Raw genomic sequence first — 16,426 nt, 5'->3', positions numbered from 1 at the left:
CACCTTGCAGGTACATTCTGGATAAAATAACCAGGCACAAAAAAGAAGGCTCCTAGAGCCTCCTTTTAAGCTGCTTCTGCCTTTTCCGCTTCTTTTTTGGCGGTGCGCCGTTCTTTGCGCCTGACCAGTACAATACTCACTTCATAGAGGCCGATCATCGGCAACAGAGTGATGATATGCGTGAAGAAGTCGGGTGGTGCGATGATGGCTGTGACGACCATCAAGGCGAAATATGCATACTTCCTTGATTTCCGCATGAACTCTGAGTCAAGCAGTTCAATATGACTCAGGAACAGGACCACTATCGGCAGCTGGAAAATCAGACCGAAGGGAATCGTGGTAATAAGCAGGAAGGACATATATTCATCCGCCGTCACGAGCACATCGAAATTGACCTGCCCCATCTGGATCAGGAAGAAATAGCTGATCGGGTGCACGACGAAATAGCCGAACGACACTCCGATAACGAATAGCACGAGCATGATCGGCAGGGACCCCTTCAGGAATTGGGTCTCCTTCTCGACCAGGCCCGGCCGTACAAACTGCCATAGGAACCAGCATATGAACGGAATGCTCAGCCCAAGGCTGATGGCTGCTGAGGTCTGGATGTAGAAGCGGATCACTTCAAACGGTCCAAGCACTACGATATCCGCGCCCTTCGACACTACCGGGAACCACCATCCGACGGTGGAGAATATGGTGAAGAACCAGATGACGAACACTATGGCCGACTTGAGGAGCATAGACCTCAGATCTTCAATATGGTCCATAAGCGGCGCAAAAGGCTCTTCATGCGTCACCCGCTTACGCTTCCGCGGTGGTTCTTCCGGTGGTGTCGGGGTATTATTGTCCGACCCGTTCCCATTTCCACCACCGCCCCCCGCTCCAGCGCTTTTATTTTTCTCTGCTTTGCGCTTATCGGAGGGGCTGATGTTCATATTCTGATATGGATCCATTTATATCACCTACTTATCTTCAAGACGTCCGCCTTCCTTGGCGAATCGGATCACCCCTTCAGCACAGCGGTATGCAAGTGCGCCCACAGTACCGGTTGGGTTATATCCACTATTATGCACGAAATTTCCCGCGCCGACTACAAAAAGATTATCGCGATCCCAGTGCTGCAACCAATTGTTGACGACACTCTTCTCGGGATCATCCCCCATGATCGTGCCACCTGTATTATGCGTGGACTGGTATGGAACGATGCTGTAGTCACCGAGTTCTGCAGCTTTCGATACTTCTTTCGCACCCATCTCTTCAAGCACTTCAGCCGAACGTTCAGCGAGGTGCTGGTGACGGGCACGATCCTGATCTTTGAAGTTGTATGTCAATTTGACGAGTGGCACATCGTAGTCATCCTTATACGTTTCATCGATATCGATGTAATTGTCCTTATGCGGCAATGTTGCACCTTGACCTGACACACTCAATGTACGCGTGTAGTTTTCAATGGATTCCTTTTTGAATTCACTGCCCCATGACGGCGTGTCTGGACGGATGGGATTGTTCGCAATCGGACGGCTGCCTGTCTGTGTGACCGAAATATTGCCGCCATGCAGGAAGTCGAGGTCTGAGTGGTCGAAGTTATCGCCATTGTGGTCATCGAATGCCATTCCAAGTGCACCGGCTCCCATGAACGTATTGAATTGTTCATCGAAAAAGCCCGTTGCCCCGCCGAATATCTGATAGCAATAGCTGCGTCCAAGTGTTCCTTCTTCGGTCTCCGGATCATACTGCTTGCCGATGTCCGATACTCTGAGGAGCTTGTAGTTGTTGAATACATAGCTGTTCAGTACAACCACATCCGCTGGTTGGATAAACTCCTCACGTGTACGCGTATCGACGTATTTGACGCCGGTCACGCGGCTATCATCGTCCTCATCTGTAAGGATTTCTACGACATTGGAGTGTGTACGCACTTCAAAATTGCCGGTCTCCCGAGCGGTTGGTATCACCGTGATTTCAGGAGAAGACTTCGCGCCGTACTCACAGCCGAAACGTTCACAGAAAGCACAGTATTGGCAAGCCTGGATCTTTTGGCCATCCGGGTTTTCGAATGCTTCACTCAAATTTGCTGAAGGCATCATGATAGGGCTGTAGCCGAGGCCGGATGATGCTTTTTCGAATTTCTTAAGAATCGGCGTCTTGATCATCGGGGGTGTCGGATAGGCATCCGAACGCTTGCCGCCCAATGGATTCTCTTCACCGGAAAGGCCGCACGTCTTCTCAAACCGGTCAAAATAAGGTTCTAGCTCATCGTATGTAATGCCCCAGTCCTGAAGTCTGTAACCGTCATCTTCCATCAGTTTATCCTCACCGTACTTCTCTTCCGTCATGCTGCGGATTTCGAAGTCGTAAGGTAGAAAACGCCATGTCTGCCCATTCCAGTGCGTCCCCGCCCCACCAAGGTTTTCACCGAGTAGGAACGATCCCAGCTGGCGCATCGGCAGCGCCCGCTGATCAGGTGAATTTCTGAACGTCAGCGTCTCTTTGGAGACATCCTGCATCAATTCGTAGCGTATCGCGTATTTGTATTCATCATGGATATTCTGGTAATCTTCCGTACCACGTTCCTTACCGCGCTCCAACCCCACTACTTTTAGTCCTTCCTTGGCTGCTTCAGCTGCTATGATGCCGCCTGTCCATCCAACACCAACCGTCAATACATCTACCTTTTCAAGTTCTTTTGCCATCAGCTCTTACCTCCATATAGAGATTGCGGTTTGATATCCTCAAATTCCCCGCTGTCGATCTTATCGATATACTGGTGCTGGTGTCCCGGGAACTGCTTCATCTTCCATCCTTCCATACCACGGTTGCCGCGGTACATCGGATCGCAGTAGACCCCTTCGATTGTCGCAGAACGCAGCAGGTTGAAGAAGTCCTCTGACTTTGCTGTCGCCGGGGGTACCCCCATATCCGCTTCACCCTTTTGGAAACGCGTCAGCACTTCGTCCATGTCTTCCCCGTCGAGTTTTGAAAAATCATCATCAAATGCCTCATTCGCTTCCGTATCCAGGCGCTCTATGCCTAAAGTGAACAGTTCCGCCCGCGTCAGCCGTGACTGGTAGCCCTGGGTCGGTTCCCCTTCATAGAACGGCCCTTTCATATATTCTTTGGAGTTGTTGCCGTATGCGCCTGCCAGCTGCATATCAAGGAAATACGGTGCACCGAGCTTGATTGCGCCAGGCCCCATATCATCTTCCGGATAAATGCGCTCCATAGCCTGTGAAATCGTTTCGAACTGTGCATCATTATGGAAGAAGATCCTGCCCGGGTTCTCTGCGCTGCCGTCTGCCGCGCCCTCACCCTTGTTCTCGCCACTGGTGTCTGACGCGGTGTCGCCATCGTCCAAATTATAGCCGACAAAGCCACCAAGCAAAGAGCCGCCTATGATGCCTCCTGTCGCCACACCGGTCGTTTTAAGGAAATCGCGTCTCGAAAACTGTTTGTCATCCGATCCTTTCTGAGCCATATAAAACACCCCTTTGAATTAAATATGTATACAGTATATAATAAACTCACAATCTTTTGAATAGTTAGGGGGAATATTGTGAATTTTTTTAAGTATCTGACATGGAATAACAGTCATATGGACTTGCGTTATGTCGAAAATCCATATGGTGGAGATATCAGGATAACAAAACTCTACCGGGATCCGTCTGCGATAGACCTTGAACGCATCAACCGTGAATATAGCGAGGAGGTCGCCACAGCCCAACGGGCGATAAGCGGCAATCGCATGGGCATGCTCCTCATCTTCATGGCCCTCGTCTTCATGCCGGCGCTCGTTTTAAGCGTCATCCAATCGAATGTGCTGCTGATTGCAGTTATCATCATCTATTCCATCATTGCATACTTCGTTGTGGAAGCAATCAACCAGGTGGAGATCAATCGGGTATTGTATCAGATTGATTCAGAGGAGCGGCGTACTTCAGATGCCGCATAAAAAAGGATGGACCCTATTTGGGGTCCATCCTTTTTTGTTGCGTATATAAAATTTACACCTTCTATATTTCAACTTGCATGCCGACTTCGGCCAATCTAACATTTTTAATGGAATGCTGATTGGCACTATCAAGCAACACTTCCAACGCCCCGTGGTGGGGCAGATTTGTCAGTATCGTCTTGGAGGTGTCTGCCTTAGACGCCAGGCGTCCAGCCTCTTCTGCATTCATATGACCTTCCACTTTGCCGTCATGGCCCTCATACAGTCTACAGTCGGTAATGAGCAGGTCCGCCCCGAATGCAAAACGCACCAGGCTGCCCCGGTAACATGTATCCGACGTATAGACGAGGACGGCACCGGTATCATCCGTCACCCGTATTGCATAAGTTTCCGTACTGTGTTCGTTGCGGTGGAACTCCAGTTTGAAGGGACCGACTGTATAAGTCTTTTGAGCCCGGATGGGCTGGAATGTACTATATTGTGCACGGCGGATCTCGCGTACGGGCAGACCGCCTTCCGGGCCATATATCTTCAGGTTACGGTTGGTCCTTTTATGTTCCCTGGTCAATTTGCGCGCCAATACGAAAGCTTGGATATCCCCTGCATGATCATGGTGGTAGTGCGTCAGGAATATGTGGTCGATGGCGTGGATATCAACATACTTCTGTATTTGGCCGGCTACGCCACTGCCTGCATCGATCAGCAGATTCACACCATTCTTTTGCACCAGGCAGCCGGATGTCGGTTCCGAATACTTCGGGAAACCGTTCCACATGCCCACTATTGTCACTTTCATGGCATCATCCCCCATCAGGATTATTCCATTACTTATACCCGTTTTTACACCAGACAAGCGGCAATACGGCATTTCATCATCAAAAAAGACGGGGGAATACCCCGCCAGGTCTAGGTGTTGCGCGGTTCCGACAACATTGTATTTTTGATGTTGGCACGGTAATTCCATATATTCCTGATGACAGTTTTGATCACCGCATAGGTCGGTATCGCAATCAGCATGCCGATGAATCCGGCGATGTTGCCCGCTGCGAGGACGACTGTTATGACAGTTAGTGGATGAAGGTTGAGCGTCTGTCCCATGACGTTCGGCGTGATTAGATTGCTTTCAATCTGTTGGGCGACCAAAGTAATCAGAGACACCCATATCAGCATGAATGGATCCTGAATCAACGCGAGCATAGCAGCCGGGATGAAAGCCATCCAAGGTCCGATGAATGGAATCAGATTCATGAACAATGCGAATATCGCAAGCAATAGTGCATATTCAAGCCCAATGGAGATGTATCCGATATAGAGGATGATGCCAAGGATGAAACTAACCAGCATCTGGCCTTGGATGAATGCACGTAAAGTATTGTCTATATCATGCAGCAGCTCGGTTATGAACTGCTTGAATGTGCCTTTGAATGGAGAGACCATTGCCGGCACGAATTTCTCATGATCCTTCAGCAGGAAGAAGAAGAAGAACGGAATCAGAATGAACGTAATCAGGACACTGACCGTACCTGATAGGATAGCCATGACATTGCTCGCTACGTTCGACAGCATCTCCGAACCGCGGTCCAGGGCGTCCTGGATATATTTCTGCGGATCGAACGGCAATTTATCCCGCTGGGAAAGTGCATAATTGAACAGCTGTTCTATCTCATTCTGAATTACTGGGGCACGGGAAATCAGATTCTGAACCTGCTGCGTCACCATCGGTACGATCAGGATGGTGAGGAGAGCAAGCACTAGCAGGATGATGACGAAAACTGCCAGGATGCTCGTCAGGCGCCCCGCACGCCGTTTTTCCAAGAAGCGCTGTATCGGCTCAGTTATATAATACAGGAGGCCACCCAGCAGAAGCGGGAAGAAAATCGTCGCTACTACCGTGAATATCGGTTCAAAAATGACCTGGACCCTGATGACCAGCATGATGATCAGCAGCGTAATGATGATTGCAATACCAGTTTGGAACCATACTTTATTAGTCATTGGCATAATCTCCTTACGGGTTGTTAAAGTAGAACCCATTGTATCATAAATTAGAATATCTAATAATATTTATATGGACAAATGAAATGTATACACGTAATATTGATGTTGTCAGAATCTTCAGGACAAAGGGGAAGGGGAAATATTATGCAGACAATCGTTGATTTTCTTAATGGCCTCGTTTGGAGCTCGCCTCTTGTATACGGCCTGCTGGCTGTAGGACTGTACTTCAGTTTAAGGATGCGCTTCTTCCAGATCAGACACTTCAAAGAAATGATCCGGCTTATGTTCCAAGGGGAGAAATCACCGGTCGGAATTTCCAGTTTCCAAGCCTTGGCGGTATCTTTATCCGGCCGTGTAGGTACAGGAAACATTGTCGGGGTTGCTACAGCCATCTACATCGGGGGCCCAGGTGCGATATTCTGGATGTGGCTCATTGCCTTCTTAGGGGCAGGCAGCGCATTTGTAGAATCCACTCTGGCGCAGATCTATAAGCAGAATGAAGACAATCAGTACCGCGGTGGTCCAGCGTACTACATAGAAAAGGGGATAGGTGGGAAATTCGGTAAAATCTATGCCGCAGTTTTCGCGCTTGTAACGATTCTTGCCACCGGCTTCCTGCTTCCGGGCATCCAGTCCAACTCTATAGCAGGTTCCATGACAAACTCGTTCACCATGCCACACTGGGTAATCGGTGCGATTCTTGTAGTGCTCGTCGGCCTGGTCATCTTTGGCGGTATCAAATCAATCGCCAACGTTGCAACGGCAGTGGTTCCATTTATGGCTCTTGTATATGTGTTCGTAGCCATCATCGTGGTCATCATGAACATCCAGGAAGTGCCTGCCATGTTCGCTCTTATCTTCAAAAGTGCCTTTGGCATGGAGCAGCAGTTCGGCGGTATCATCGGCGCAATGATCGCAATCGGCGTCCAACGCGGCATCTACTCCAATGAAGCCGGTCAAGGAACCGGTCCTCACGCAGCAGGTGCAGCTGAAGTCTCACACCCTGCCAAACAAGGACTTGTACAGGCATTCTCCGTATATGTTGATACACTTTTCGTATGTACGGCGACAGCCCTCATGATCCTCATGACAGGCATGTACAACGTTTCAGATGGTGATGGTGGCCTCCTAGTAGACAGTGGTGTCTATCAGGAAACGCCGGGTGGCGAGCAGAACGTAGAAGGCACAGTGGCCTATACACAGGCCGGCCTCGATAAGGCATTCAGTGGCCAGGATACTTTCCAGGCTGGTTTCGTCGGATTCGGCTCTTATTTCATCTCATTTGCACTTCTATTCTTCTGTTATACTACAATACTTGCATACTACTACATCGCAGAGACGAACCTCGTCTATCTGACGAAAGGCCGCTGGCCGATCGTGAAGACTCTGCTCGGCGTGCTGCTGATCGGCTCGGTATTCTACGGCACGATCAACTCGGCAGGACTGGCTTGGGATATGGGTGACCTTGGTGTAGGTCTCATGGCGTGGCTGAACGTCATCGGCATACTCATCCTGCAGAAGCCGGCCATTGCCGCACTGAAGGACTTCGAGAAGCAGAAGAAGGAAAAGGGATCAGGAAAGTACGCAATCTACTCTCCAGACCCAGCCACAGTCAAATCGGCAGATTTTTGGCATGTGGACTACCCGAAACGTCTTAAAGAGGAAAAGGAATATAATATGAATTACGGCGATGATGAGCGTTAAATATCATCATTGATGTTTCACACTTGCCCCCTTGTTGGTAGAATAACCAAGAGGGGGTAATTTTTATGGAAATGACACCAGGAAAAATACACAGTATTGATTTCAAATCCGAAATTTTAGGTGACACTTATGAAATCCAGTACTATATACCAAAAAACTTTTCAGACCTTTATAAACACAGGGTCATCATTACATTCGACGGCCAGGATTTCTTCCGCTTCGGACAGCTTGAACAGACGTATGAAAAGCTGCGTGAATCAGAAGAGATAGACCGGGCTATTATTATCGGGGTACCTTACCCTGACGTCGACTGGCGTTATGACTACTTCAGCCCGAACGGCAAGCACCATGAGAAATTCGTTTCTTTCACTGCCCATGAGCTGATGAGTTGGATTGATGAGCATTTCCCGACACTAAAGGTCGGCACTTCCCGAACATTGATGGGGGAATCGCTCGCTGCAAGCTTCGCATTGTCGGTCGCCATCACCTATCCGGCGACATTTTCCAACGTATTGGCACTCAGTCCATACGTAGATGATGATTTCATCAACCGCTTCGAATCCCAAAGTGCACTCATGCATCTCGACATGTACCATACTATAGGATTGGAAGAGGATGATTTTGAAAGCATCTCGAAAGATCGTGCGGATTTCCTGACGCCGAACCGTAAACTGCATGAGCATCTTTCCACCCGGCTGCTTGAATATAAATATGAAGAGTTAGACGGAGGCCACATCTGGAAAACGTGGAAACCAATTTTGGAACCAGCAATGAAACACTTCTTAAGTTAGAATATTATGGCATTTTGAGAAAACTTTGATATACTTAAGGTATAACAAAGCAGGGAGGAATTACGATGAATTTCGGAATAGCTATGTTTCCATCTAAACAGCTTCAAGATAAAGTCAACCAATATAGAAAAAGATATGATGCGCATTATGCACTGATCCCCCCACACATCACTCTAAAAGAAAAATTTGAAGCGGACGAATCCGAAAAAGAAAAAATTTCACAACACCTGAAAGAAATTGCTAAAAAGCACAAACCAACTGACATTGAAATCAAGAAAGTTTCAAGTTTTTCACCGAACTCTCTAGTCATCTATTTCAAAGTAGAAAAGAATGACGAATTGGTTGCACTGCATGACGATTTGAATGATGGCGAATTCTACGGCGAAAACAGCCATCCTTTCGTGCCACACCTGACGATTGCCCAAGGACAGACTACCCAGGAGTACGAAGACATCTTCGGCCAACTCAGCATGATTGGCATCGATCACCAAGAAACACTCGATAAAATGAGTCTCCTCTACCAGCTCGACAATGGTGTCTGGCAGGTATATGAAACATATAAACTCGGCGAAGGCTGAGTTGCAAAAAGCGTTCCAATATATTTGGAACGCTTTTTTTATTGCTTCCTTAAGCTGTATAACGTTCAGTTTTAATGTAACTCCCGTTCGTTTGCTTGACGAATGAGAATTAACACCCCAACTCCCTCTCGTCCGCTCGACGAACGAGAATTAACTCCTCAACTCGCCCTCGTTTGCTCAACGAACGAGATTTAACGCCACTCACCTCAACAACCGATACATCTCCAAATAAAAAAAGCAACACCCGGAGGTGCTGCTTCAACTATATTAAGCCATGATATGATAACCGGAATCGACATGGAGGACTTCTCCTGTGATGCCGCTCGCCAAATCACTGAGCAGGAATGCAACAGTGTTGCCGACTTCCAGCTGATCAACGTTGCGCTTAAGTGGCGCACGTTCTTCAATTTCCTTCAGGATGGATTTGAAATCTCCGACCGCTGAAGAGCTCAAGGTACGGATCGGGCCGGCTGAAACGGCGTTGACGCGGATGCCGGACTCGCCGAGGTCGAGTGCAAGGTAGCGTACGCTGGATTCGAGGGCTGCTTTAGCAACACCCATGACGTTGTAGTTCGGCATTGCGCGCTCTCCGCCGAGGTAGGTCATTGTTGCGATGCTACCGCCTTCATTCATGATTGTTTTAGCATGCTTTGAAACCACTGCCAGTGAATACGCACTGATGTCGAGGGCATTTTTGAAGCCTTCGCGGGTCGTATCGCTGTAGCCGCCTTGGAGTTCATCTTTTCCAGCATATGCGATCGCATGCATCAGACCATCGATGCCGCCTGTCTTCTCGCCGATTTCCTTGAACGCTGCTTCTACCTGCTCATCGTCCGTGACATCGCATTCCACGATGATGTCGTGGTTGCCTTCTAGGTCACCCAAGATTTTCTCCAGTTCGCGCCTGAAGCGTTCATTCAATATTGTAAACACCAGTTTTGCACCCATTTTATCGAGGGCCCGTGCTGCACCCCAGGCGATGCTGCGCTTATTGGCAACACCCATGATAACAAAAGTTTTACCTTCGAGATTCATAAGTCGTAAACTCCCTTTTTCATCACACATGGATCCTTATCCATGCGCTTATGATTTAATGTTAGTACCTACTACTAATCTACAGTTTTTCATCTCCGAATGCAACAAAAAAGAAAGGAGAGGCTCATAGAGAAAAATGCACCCCGAAGGGTGCATTCATTAATACAGTTCAAGTTCGCGCTTCAATTCTTCCACATACTCCCTAGATCCCGTCATAAATATACGGTCATCCACTTGGAGTCTGGTGTCCCCGTGGGGCACAATCGATTCCTGTCCACGCATGATCCGTAGGAAGATGATATCTGCAGTGAACGGGAAGTCACGGAGGATCATTTCATCGTAACGATAGTTATTCATCTGTATTTCATAGATGGCCGTCTCTTCATCTGTCAGTAGATCCATCATATGTGGAGATTCGATCAATCCACGCAGCAGCGTCTTCGAGCTTAGCAGTGCAGAGAAAGGCTCATACCCATGTTCTTTGATGGCCTGTTCCCTTGTCGGATCTTCGACTCTGTAGATGATCCGTTCCACTCCCCGGTTTTTAGCCATCTCCGCGACACGCCGATTGATGTCTGCCGCATTCGCTCCGACGACCACAATGTCGCTGTCGAATGCATCGACTGCATCTAGGGCCTCTTCGGAATACTCCGGTATTTCCTGGAATGAGAGGTTCTCTGTATTCCTTTCCCTGGAGTCGGAAAAGTTCTTGTGGAAAATGAGCCTGACGTTATACAGACCGCCGGCGATACTGTGCGCCACCGGCACCGTCAGCTGGTTGTTGCCGAAAATCGTCACGTTGATGACGCGGTCTTCATTCTCACCTTCCGGATAGAGCTGCTTGAAGACGACCGGAGTGATGATGCAGGCGATTACGGCACTCAGGATGAACATACCGCTCTCGGAATTCGTTATCATACCGATCTGCTCAGCGATGACTGCCGCTGCGATGATGAGTGACAGCGTCGAGGTCAGCAGGAAGCCGGCTGCCGTGACGCGCTTCAAGTCAAAATAACGCAGCAGAAATGCCACAGGGATCAGTTTGCTGAACAGAAAAGCAAACAACAGTACCGGAATCAGTACGAACACGCGACTATCCGAAAACAGCGCTGGCAGATTCAACTCGACTCCGACCATGATAAAAAATATCGGAATGAAGAATCCGTAGCCGAACGAATCCAACTTATGGACAATATCCTGATCCGGTTTCAGCAGGCTGACGATACAGCCGGCGATGAAGGCACCAAGGATATTCTCGGCACCGACGCCCTCAGCCAAGGCGACGAGCATGATGATAAGCGCAAAAACGCCACGCATCCCGATCTGCATCGTACCGTTATTCAGAGATTTGATGAACTCCGAACCGTTCATGACACGACCGAGGAAATAGAACAGGATGGCGAAGGCCACAAGTATCCCCATCAGCCACAACGGCTTACTTGCATCCGCGTAGAGCTGGGAATAGAGGGCGAGCATTATCATCGTCGTCAAATCTGCAATGACTGCAATCAACAAGATGATCTGCCCCATCCGGGTGCTGATCAGATTCGCTTCCTTCAAAGTCGGCACCACGACGCCAAGCGAAATGGTTGAGATTATGATGACGAGCAGAAAAACATCGTCAAATATCCCAAAGCCCCGCATAAGCAGTGCAAATAAGAGGCTTAGGCCAAGCATGGCTGAGAATATGCCCATTGTCAGCACCAGTATGTTCGGCAGAGGCCTTTTTAGAATCTTGGATTTCTTCTGGCTACCCGATTTCTGTGTAAAGGCGTCAAAATCAATCTCAAGTCCACTCAGGAACATCAGGAAGATGAAACCAAGTGTAGACAATATCTTCAGCCAAGGGTCGTTGCCATCGACGATATCGAAAAAGGAGTCGCCGATGATGACACCTACGATAATCTCCGCCACGACGACCGGCAGGAAGCTGACTTTCAATCTACTGATGAGTATAGGGGTCAGTAATGCCGCCAGCACAACAATGGCCAGCGACACTACGGATGGTCCGTGTTCCATAAGCTACTCCTTATATGAGGTAAGACATTAGTGCATTTGCAAGTGTGAAATAGATGAGCAGGCTGATGATATCGTTGGACGTGGTGATAAACGGCCCGCTCGCCACTGCCGGATCGATATTCAAGCGATCCATCACCAGTGGGACGAGTGTGCCGAGCAGTGTCGCCAACGTCATAGCGATCAGCAGACTGAAGCCCACGATCATACCAAGAATTGACGAATCATACAATAAGGTAATGATGGTGAACAGAAGAATGCCGCAGACCGACCCTGTTATCAAGCCAGAACCCATCTCACGGAAGGCAAGTTTAACCTTGCTTGATTCCTTTATTTCACCAGTCGCAATCCCCCGCACCGCAACCGCCAATGATTGTGTGCCGCTATTTCCGGCCATCCCGCCGATGATCGGGATGAATGCACCCAATATGGCGACCTGCGCCAGCGTGTCTTCGAAGCGTGTGAGCATAGTGGCGGTGATCATCCCCATGAAGGTCAGGCCGATCAGCCACGGCAGGCGCTTTTTGGCTGTGGAGAGGGAAGAATCCGAAGTCGGCTCGATTTCGCTCATACCGGCGAGTCTCGAGTAGTCCTCACTTGCCTCTTCATCGATGACGTCCATTATGTCATCGGCTGTAATGATCCCAACCAGATGACCCTGGTAGTCGACGACCGGCATCGCCAGGAAGTCATAGTCGCGCATAATCTGCGCCACTTCTTCCTGATCGTCCGAAACGCGGGCGGAGACGACACGCTCGATCATGATATCACCGATATAGGCATCATCATCCGCAATGATCAGTTCACGCAAAGAGAGGATACCCGCCAACTTGCGCCCTTCATCGACGACGAACAGGTAGTAGATCGTCTCCGAATCCGGTGCCTTCAGCTTGAGGTGACGCATTGCTTCCCTGACAGTCATAAGTGAAGTGAGGCTGACGAACTCCGTCGTCATGATACCACCTGCAGTATCTTCCTCGTAATTCATCAGCTTACGTATTTCCTGCGCGTCCCTCCTCGGCATCAACGTCAGAAAAGAGGTCAGCTTTTCCTTTGAAACGCCGCTCAATATATCAACTGCGTTGTCGTACTGCATCTCTGCAAGCATATCTGCAGCGTAGCGGGCGTCCATCGTTTCGAATATTTCATCGTATTCGTCCGCATCAAGCTCCAGACTGTCGAAGAACTCCCCTACCTCTTCCGGACTGAGGAAATGATAGAGCCGTTGCCGATCCCCTTCTTCAAGCAGAAGATAAAATTCACTCTGATCATAATTATGCAGGTCCAGGAAAGCCTCCCGGAAGTCATCTATACGTTCATTCCTGAGATGATCCAGGAGCACATCGTACTCCATCTCCATCTCAGTCTTCTCGATTGTCTCAACCATTTTGCCACCACCTGTTCATATTGAATTTCATTCTACATCAAAACAAAAGAAAAAAGCACCCTGCTAGTGCTTTTCCTACGATATGAAAGAATCGTGCACCCGTTTCCAGAATGGGAACGGACGGAAGCGGGCAAATCTCACTTTTTCATCAGCAACCCTGAATTGTATCGATTTGACGCCTTTATGCACAAGATTTATGTGATCGATCGTCATCTGGTAGACTTCGCTGTTGACCGGCAGCACCTGACATGTATGATGCTTAGGCAACACCAGCGGTGAACCTACGGTCCGGAAGACCCGGTTGTTGATCGACGCGATTTCAGTGATCTGGATTGCTTCCAGTGAAGGGTGGATCAGTGCACCGCCGAGCGCCTTGTTGTAGGCTGTCGAGCCGGATGGGGTCGAGATGCACAACCCGTCTCCACGGAAACGTTCGAAATGCTGGTTCCTGAGGTCGACATCCATCACCAGGGTCGTGCCGTCATCCGTCCTGAGCGTCGCTTCATTGAGTGCCAGATACCTCGTTTCGGTTCCTTCCGATTCATATCGTATAATCGTTTCAAGCAGTGGATATTCTATGACTTGGAATTCATCATTTTGGATGGCGATGATGAGCCGTTCCACTTCGTGGGGCAGCCAGTCTGCATAGAAACCGAGATGCCCGGTATGTACACCGACGAATGCCGTATGGTCGAGCAGATGTTGATAGCTGTGGAAAGCCTGCAGCAGCGTGCCATCCCCGCCGACGGAAATGACGATATCCGGCTTCTTGTCATCCAGTTCCATGTTCATATCAATCATATAGTTCATCATCTTATCTTTAAGTGCGTTCGATTTCGTGTCCCCCTTGGACACTATGAAGAACTTCATGTGTCACCCCGCCTTTCTATAGAGCGCTAGCGCATGCTGCGTTTTTTTGTGTAGTATTTTTGTGCATCCTGTATCTCTTCACGTATTTCGGACATCTCCTGATCGAGCAGATACGCCGCTTCAGCTGCATTCTGCAGACGCTTCTTGATTTCCGGTGGATATTCCCCGCTATACTTATAGTTCAATGTATGCTCAATCGTCGCCCAGAAGTTCATCGCCAAGGTGCGGATCTGAATCTCTGCTAATATGATCACCGGTCCGCCGATCCGTTCGACCGGATATTCCACGATGAGGTGGTACGAACGGTAGCCGCTTTCCTTGGTATTCGTCACATAGTCCCTTTCCTCGACGACTTTCATGTCGGTGCGGTTGCGGACTTGACTGCATATCAGCTCGATGTCGTCCACGAACTGGCACATGATTCTGACTCCTGCAATGTCATACATCCCTTCTTGCAGCTTGTCATAAGGTATATTGCGGACACTTGCCTTTTCTATTATGCTCTGTACTGGTTTAACCCGCGCCGTTACAAATTCTACAGGGGAGGCTTGGCGGTTGAGCTGGTAGTCCCGTCTCATGCCTTTGAGCTTTATCTTAAGTTCCTCCACTGCCTGCTTGTACGGTGCGAGGAACTTCTCCCATTGTTCCATCCTCTACACTCCAGTCTTAAAACGCTTCTATTGTTTGAATGTTTCCTTGACTGCCCTTTCGAATGCTTCCCCGTAGTTGTTGCCTTCGATGGTATCGACCAGGTGATCCAGCTGATCCCAGAAGTCAGTCAATATGACATCGGTGTTCAAAATGATTTCGCTGCCATGGTGATCGCGCAGCATGTGCCACGTCTTTTCTCCAAAATGCACTCTTCTGAATGCTTCGCCGTCGTCCAAAAGATAAATCAGACTCTGATCTTCCGAACCGACAGTCATGCGCGCCGCCGCTTGAAGCCCTTCCGTCTGCTCTTCAGACAAGCATTTGAGCGCTTCATCTTCGAATTTGATTTCATTAACATAAATGTCCATTTCCTCACTCCTTGCGCACCTTATTCTACCATAGTAAGTGGTATTTGATAACGACATAAACTGTTTACTTTACAGTCCTTTTCAATTTATAGATAATGTACATTAAGGAGTGGATTTAATGAAAGAACTCGAGATCGAATTCAAAAATCTTTTGACCGGCGATGAATATGGCCGGTTGGATAAGGCATTCTTCCAAAATGCCGAACCGGTCATACAGACCAATTTCTATATAGATACCCCGGATCTGGATCTTAAACACAACCGCCTATTGCTCAGAATACGTGCAGCGCGCGGCAGCCAGGTCATGACCCTCAAAGAACCGACCGATAAAGGCGTCATGGAATATCATGGGGAAGTGGATAGTGACCTAAGCTTCGACCAGAACATCCGCCAAGAGGAACTGCCCACAATAATCTGCAACGAACTGGAACGCTTCAATATCGATACGACGCAGCTCAGGATATATGGCGCTTTATCGACCGAGAGACGTGAAGTGCCGTATAAGGATGGGCTGCTTGTTCTGGATAAGAACAATTACCTTGATACAGAAGATCTGGAGTTGGAATATGAGGTGTCTAATCGGGACAAAGGTGAGACCATCTTCCAGGACCTGCTCAAGGAGTATGATATCGAACAACGCGAAGAGATAACCAAAGTGGAGCGTTTCTACAATAAATTGACGGAAATCAGGACAGGTGACAATTATGCCAATACCCTATAACGATATCGGCCGTGAAAAGCTTTATGAAATGATCGATATATTCTACGGTTACGTGGGTAATGATGAGCGCATCAACCACTTGTTTCCGGAAGATTTGACAGAAACGGCATATAAGCAGAAATTATTCCAGACCCAATTCCTGGGTGGTCCGAATCTTTACATGGAAGAATATGGACATCCAATGCTGAAGGCACGCCATAATCCATTCCGCATCACTCCAAAAGCAAAGGATGCGTGGCTTGAAAATATGGATAAAGCGATGGATGATGTCGGACTTGATGGTGATTTACGCACGTTCATCATGAAGCGCTACGAAATGACGGCCAATCATATGGTGAATACGATAGAAGAATAA

17 protein-coding genes are annotated in these 16,426 nt (G+C 48.6%); 6 read left to right on the top strand and 11 right to left on the bottom strand.

Annotated elements, in window-relative coordinates:
• Positions 1 to 65: 65 nt before the first annotated feature.
• The 3 genes from tatC to ACZ43I_RS02860 are packed head-to-tail and all read right to left on the bottom strand — an operon-like array spanning position 66 to position 3,478.
• Complete coding sequence (gene tatC, locus ACZ43I_RS02870) at positions 66 to 956, bottom strand: twin-arginine translocase subunit TatC (protein ID WP_344704098.1); 891 nt, start codon at positions 954 to 956, stop codon at positions 66 to 68.
• 9 nt (positions 957 to 965) lie between these two features.
• A complete protein-coding gene (locus tag ACZ43I_RS02865) occupies positions 966 to 2,696 on the bottom strand; it encodes a GMC family oxidoreductase (protein WP_344704100.1) in 1,731 nt (576 codons plus the stop codon).
• Complete coding sequence (locus ACZ43I_RS02860; RefSeq protein ID WP_344704102.1) at positions 2,696 to 3,478, bottom strand: gluconate 2-dehydrogenase subunit 3 family protein; 783 nt, start codon at positions 3,476 to 3,478, stop codon at positions 2,696 to 2,698. The genes ACZ43I_RS02865 and ACZ43I_RS02860 overlap by 1 nt, the downstream gene beginning before the upstream one ends.
• 78 nt (positions 3,479 to 3,556) lie before the next feature.
• Between ACZ43I_RS02860 and ACZ43I_RS02855 the strand changes: the two genes are divergently transcribed.
• A complete protein-coding gene (locus ACZ43I_RS02855) occupies positions 3,557 to 3,952 on the top strand; it encodes a hypothetical protein (protein ID WP_344704104.1) in 396 nt (131 codons plus the stop codon).
• Between the two features lie 61 nt (positions 3,953 to 4,013).
• Here the strand turns inward: ACZ43I_RS02855 and ACZ43I_RS02850 are convergent, their stop codons facing one another.
• Entirely contained in the window at positions 4,014 to 4,748 is a 735-nt protein-coding gene (locus tag ACZ43I_RS02850; protein ID WP_344704106.1) for an MBL fold metallo-hydrolase, read from the bottom strand.
• A gap of 110 nt (positions 4,749 to 4,858) precedes the next feature.
• Positions 4,859 to 5,947, bottom strand: coding sequence for an AI-2E family transporter (locus tag ACZ43I_RS02845; RefSeq protein WP_344704108.1), 1,089 nt, complete (start codon positions 5,945 to 5,947; stop codon positions 4,859 to 4,861).
• Between the two features lie 144 nt (positions 5,948 to 6,091).
• Between ACZ43I_RS02845 and ACZ43I_RS02840 the strand changes: the two genes are divergently transcribed.
• The 3 genes from ACZ43I_RS02840 to ACZ43I_RS02830 all read left to right on the top strand — a co-directional run bounded on the left by ACZ43I_RS02840 (position 6,092) and on the right by ACZ43I_RS02830 (position 9,023).
• On the top strand, positions 6,092 to 7,654 hold the full coding sequence (locus ACZ43I_RS02840; RefSeq protein ID WP_344704240.1) for an alanine/glycine:cation symporter family protein: 1,563 nt from the start codon (positions 6,092 to 6,094) through the stop codon (positions 7,652 to 7,654).
• A gap of 65 nt (positions 7,655 to 7,719) precedes the next feature.
• Positions 7,720 to 8,445 carry an alpha/beta hydrolase-fold protein gene (locus ACZ43I_RS02835; RefSeq protein WP_344704110.1) on the top strand — a complete coding sequence of 242 codons (726 nt, stop codon included), beginning with the start codon at positions 7,720 to 7,722 and terminating at the stop codon, positions 8,443 to 8,445.
• Positions 8,446 to 8,510: 65 nt separating this feature from the next.
• Entirely contained in the window at positions 8,511 to 9,023 is a 513-nt protein-coding gene (locus tag ACZ43I_RS02830) for a YjcG family protein (protein ID WP_344704112.1), read from the top strand.
• 267 nt (positions 9,024 to 9,290) lie between these two features.
• On the opposite strand, the gene fabI is transcribed toward ACZ43I_RS02830, so the two are convergent.
• The 6 genes from fabI to ACZ43I_RS02800 all read right to left on the bottom strand — a co-directional run bounded on the left by fabI (position 9,291) and on the right by ACZ43I_RS02800 (position 15,350).
• Positions 9,291 to 10,058, bottom strand: a complete 768-nt coding sequence (gene fabI / locus ACZ43I_RS02825) for an enoyl-ACP reductase FabI (protein WP_344704114.1) — start codon at positions 10,056 to 10,058, stop codon at positions 9,291 to 9,293.
• A 159-nt stretch (positions 10,059 to 10,217) separates the two neighbouring features.
• The gene (locus tag ACZ43I_RS02820) at positions 10,218 to 12,077 is read right to left on the bottom strand and encodes a cation:proton antiporter domain-containing protein (protein WP_344704116.1); all 1,860 of its coding nucleotides are present in this window, start codon (positions 12,075 to 12,077) and stop codon (positions 10,218 to 10,220) included.
• Between the two features lie 10 nt (positions 12,078 to 12,087).
• Positions 12,088 to 13,461: a magnesium transporter gene (gene mgtE / locus ACZ43I_RS02815; protein ID WP_344704118.1), complete on the bottom strand. Its 1,374-nt coding sequence runs from the start codon at positions 13,459 to 13,461 to the stop codon at positions 12,088 to 12,090.
• Between the two features lie 75 nt (positions 13,462 to 13,536).
• Positions 13,537 to 14,331, bottom strand: a complete 795-nt coding sequence (locus ACZ43I_RS02810; protein ID WP_344704120.1) for an NAD kinase — start codon at positions 14,329 to 14,331, stop codon at positions 13,537 to 13,539.
• A 26-nt stretch (positions 14,332 to 14,357) separates the two neighbouring features.
• Entirely contained in the window at positions 14,358 to 14,981 is a 624-nt protein-coding gene (gene yjbM, locus ACZ43I_RS02805; RefSeq protein WP_344704122.1) for a GTP diphosphokinase, read from the bottom strand.
• A gap of 27 nt (positions 14,982 to 15,008) precedes the next feature.
• Positions 15,009 to 15,350 carry a UPF0738 family protein gene (locus tag ACZ43I_RS02800; protein ID WP_344704124.1) on the bottom strand — a complete coding sequence of 114 codons (342 nt, stop codon included), beginning with the start codon at positions 15,348 to 15,350 and terminating at the stop codon, positions 15,009 to 15,011.
• A gap of 118 nt (positions 15,351 to 15,468) precedes the next feature.
• Between ACZ43I_RS02800 and ACZ43I_RS02795 the strand changes: the two genes are divergently transcribed.
• Complete coding sequence (locus tag ACZ43I_RS02795; RefSeq protein ID WP_344704126.1) at positions 15,469 to 16,071, top strand: CYTH domain-containing protein; 603 nt, start codon at positions 15,469 to 15,471, stop codon at positions 16,069 to 16,071.
• A complete protein-coding gene (locus ACZ43I_RS02790; protein WP_344704128.1) occupies positions 16,055 to 16,426 on the top strand; it encodes a globin domain-containing protein in 372 nt (123 codons plus the stop codon). Before ACZ43I_RS02795 ends, ACZ43I_RS02790 begins: the two co-directional genes overlap by 17 nt.

The organism is Salinicoccus jeotgali, assembly GCF_055379195.1.
Note: the sequence above shows the minus strand (reverse complement) of the source record. Positions and strands in the feature narration are given on the sequence as shown.

What these genes read in the sequence shown, in the direction of transcription:
- ACZ43I_RS02835 (WP_344704110.1), top strand. Translation starts at nt 7,720, where the DNA reads ATGGAAATGACACCAGGAAAAATACACAGTATTGATTTCAAATCCGAA.
- ACZ43I_RS02865 (WP_344704100.1), bottom strand. Translation starts at nt 2,696, where the DNA reads ATGGCAAAAGAACTTGAAAAGGTAGATGTATTGACGGTTGGTGTTGGA.
- ACZ43I_RS02790 (WP_344704128.1), top strand. Translation starts at nt 16,055, where the DNA reads ATGCCAATACCCTATAACGATATCGGCCGTGAAAAGCTTTATGAAATG.
- yjbM (WP_344704122.1), bottom strand. Translation starts at nt 14,981, where the DNA reads ATGGAACAATGGGAGAAGTTCCTCGCACCGTACAAGCAGGCAGTGGAG.
- ACZ43I_RS02850 (WP_344704106.1), bottom strand. Translation starts at nt 4,748, where the DNA reads ATGAAAGTGACAATAGTGGGCATGTGGAACGGTTTCCCGAAGTATTCG.
- ACZ43I_RS02845 (WP_344704108.1), bottom strand. Translation starts at nt 5,947, where the DNA reads ATGACTAATAAAGTATGGTTCCAAACTGGTATTGCAATCATCATTACG.
- ACZ43I_RS02860 (WP_344704102.1), bottom strand. Translation starts at nt 3,478, where the DNA reads ATGGCTCAGAAAGGATCGGATGACAAACAGTTTTCGAGACGCGATTTC.
- ACZ43I_RS02800 (WP_344704124.1), bottom strand. Translation starts at nt 15,350, where the DNA reads ATGGACATTTATGTTAATGAAATCAAATTCGAAGATGAAGCGCTCAAA.
- tatC (WP_344704098.1), bottom strand. Translation starts at nt 956, where the DNA reads ATGGATCCATATCAGAATATGAACATCAGCCCCTCCGATAAGCGCAAA.
- ACZ43I_RS02795 (WP_344704126.1), top strand. Translation starts at nt 15,469, where the DNA reads ATGAAAGAACTCGAGATCGAATTCAAAAATCTTTTGACCGGCGATGAA.
- ACZ43I_RS02830 (WP_344704112.1), top strand. Translation starts at nt 8,511, where the DNA reads ATGAATTTCGGAATAGCTATGTTTCCATCTAAACAGCTTCAAGATAAA.
- ACZ43I_RS02810 (WP_344704120.1), bottom strand. Translation starts at nt 14,331, where the DNA reads ATGAAGTTCTTCATAGTGTCCAAGGGGGACACGAAATCGAACGCACTT.
- fabI (WP_344704114.1), bottom strand. Translation starts at nt 10,058, where the DNA reads ATGAATCTCGAAGGTAAAACTTTTGTTATCATGGGTGTTGCCAATAAG.
- ACZ43I_RS02820 (WP_344704116.1), bottom strand. Translation starts at nt 12,077, where the DNA reads ATGGAACACGGACCATCCGTAGTGTCGCTGGCCATTGTTGTGCTGGCG.
- mgtE (WP_344704118.1), bottom strand. Translation starts at nt 13,461, where the DNA reads ATGGTTGAGACAATCGAGAAGACTGAGATGGAGATGGAGTACGATGTG.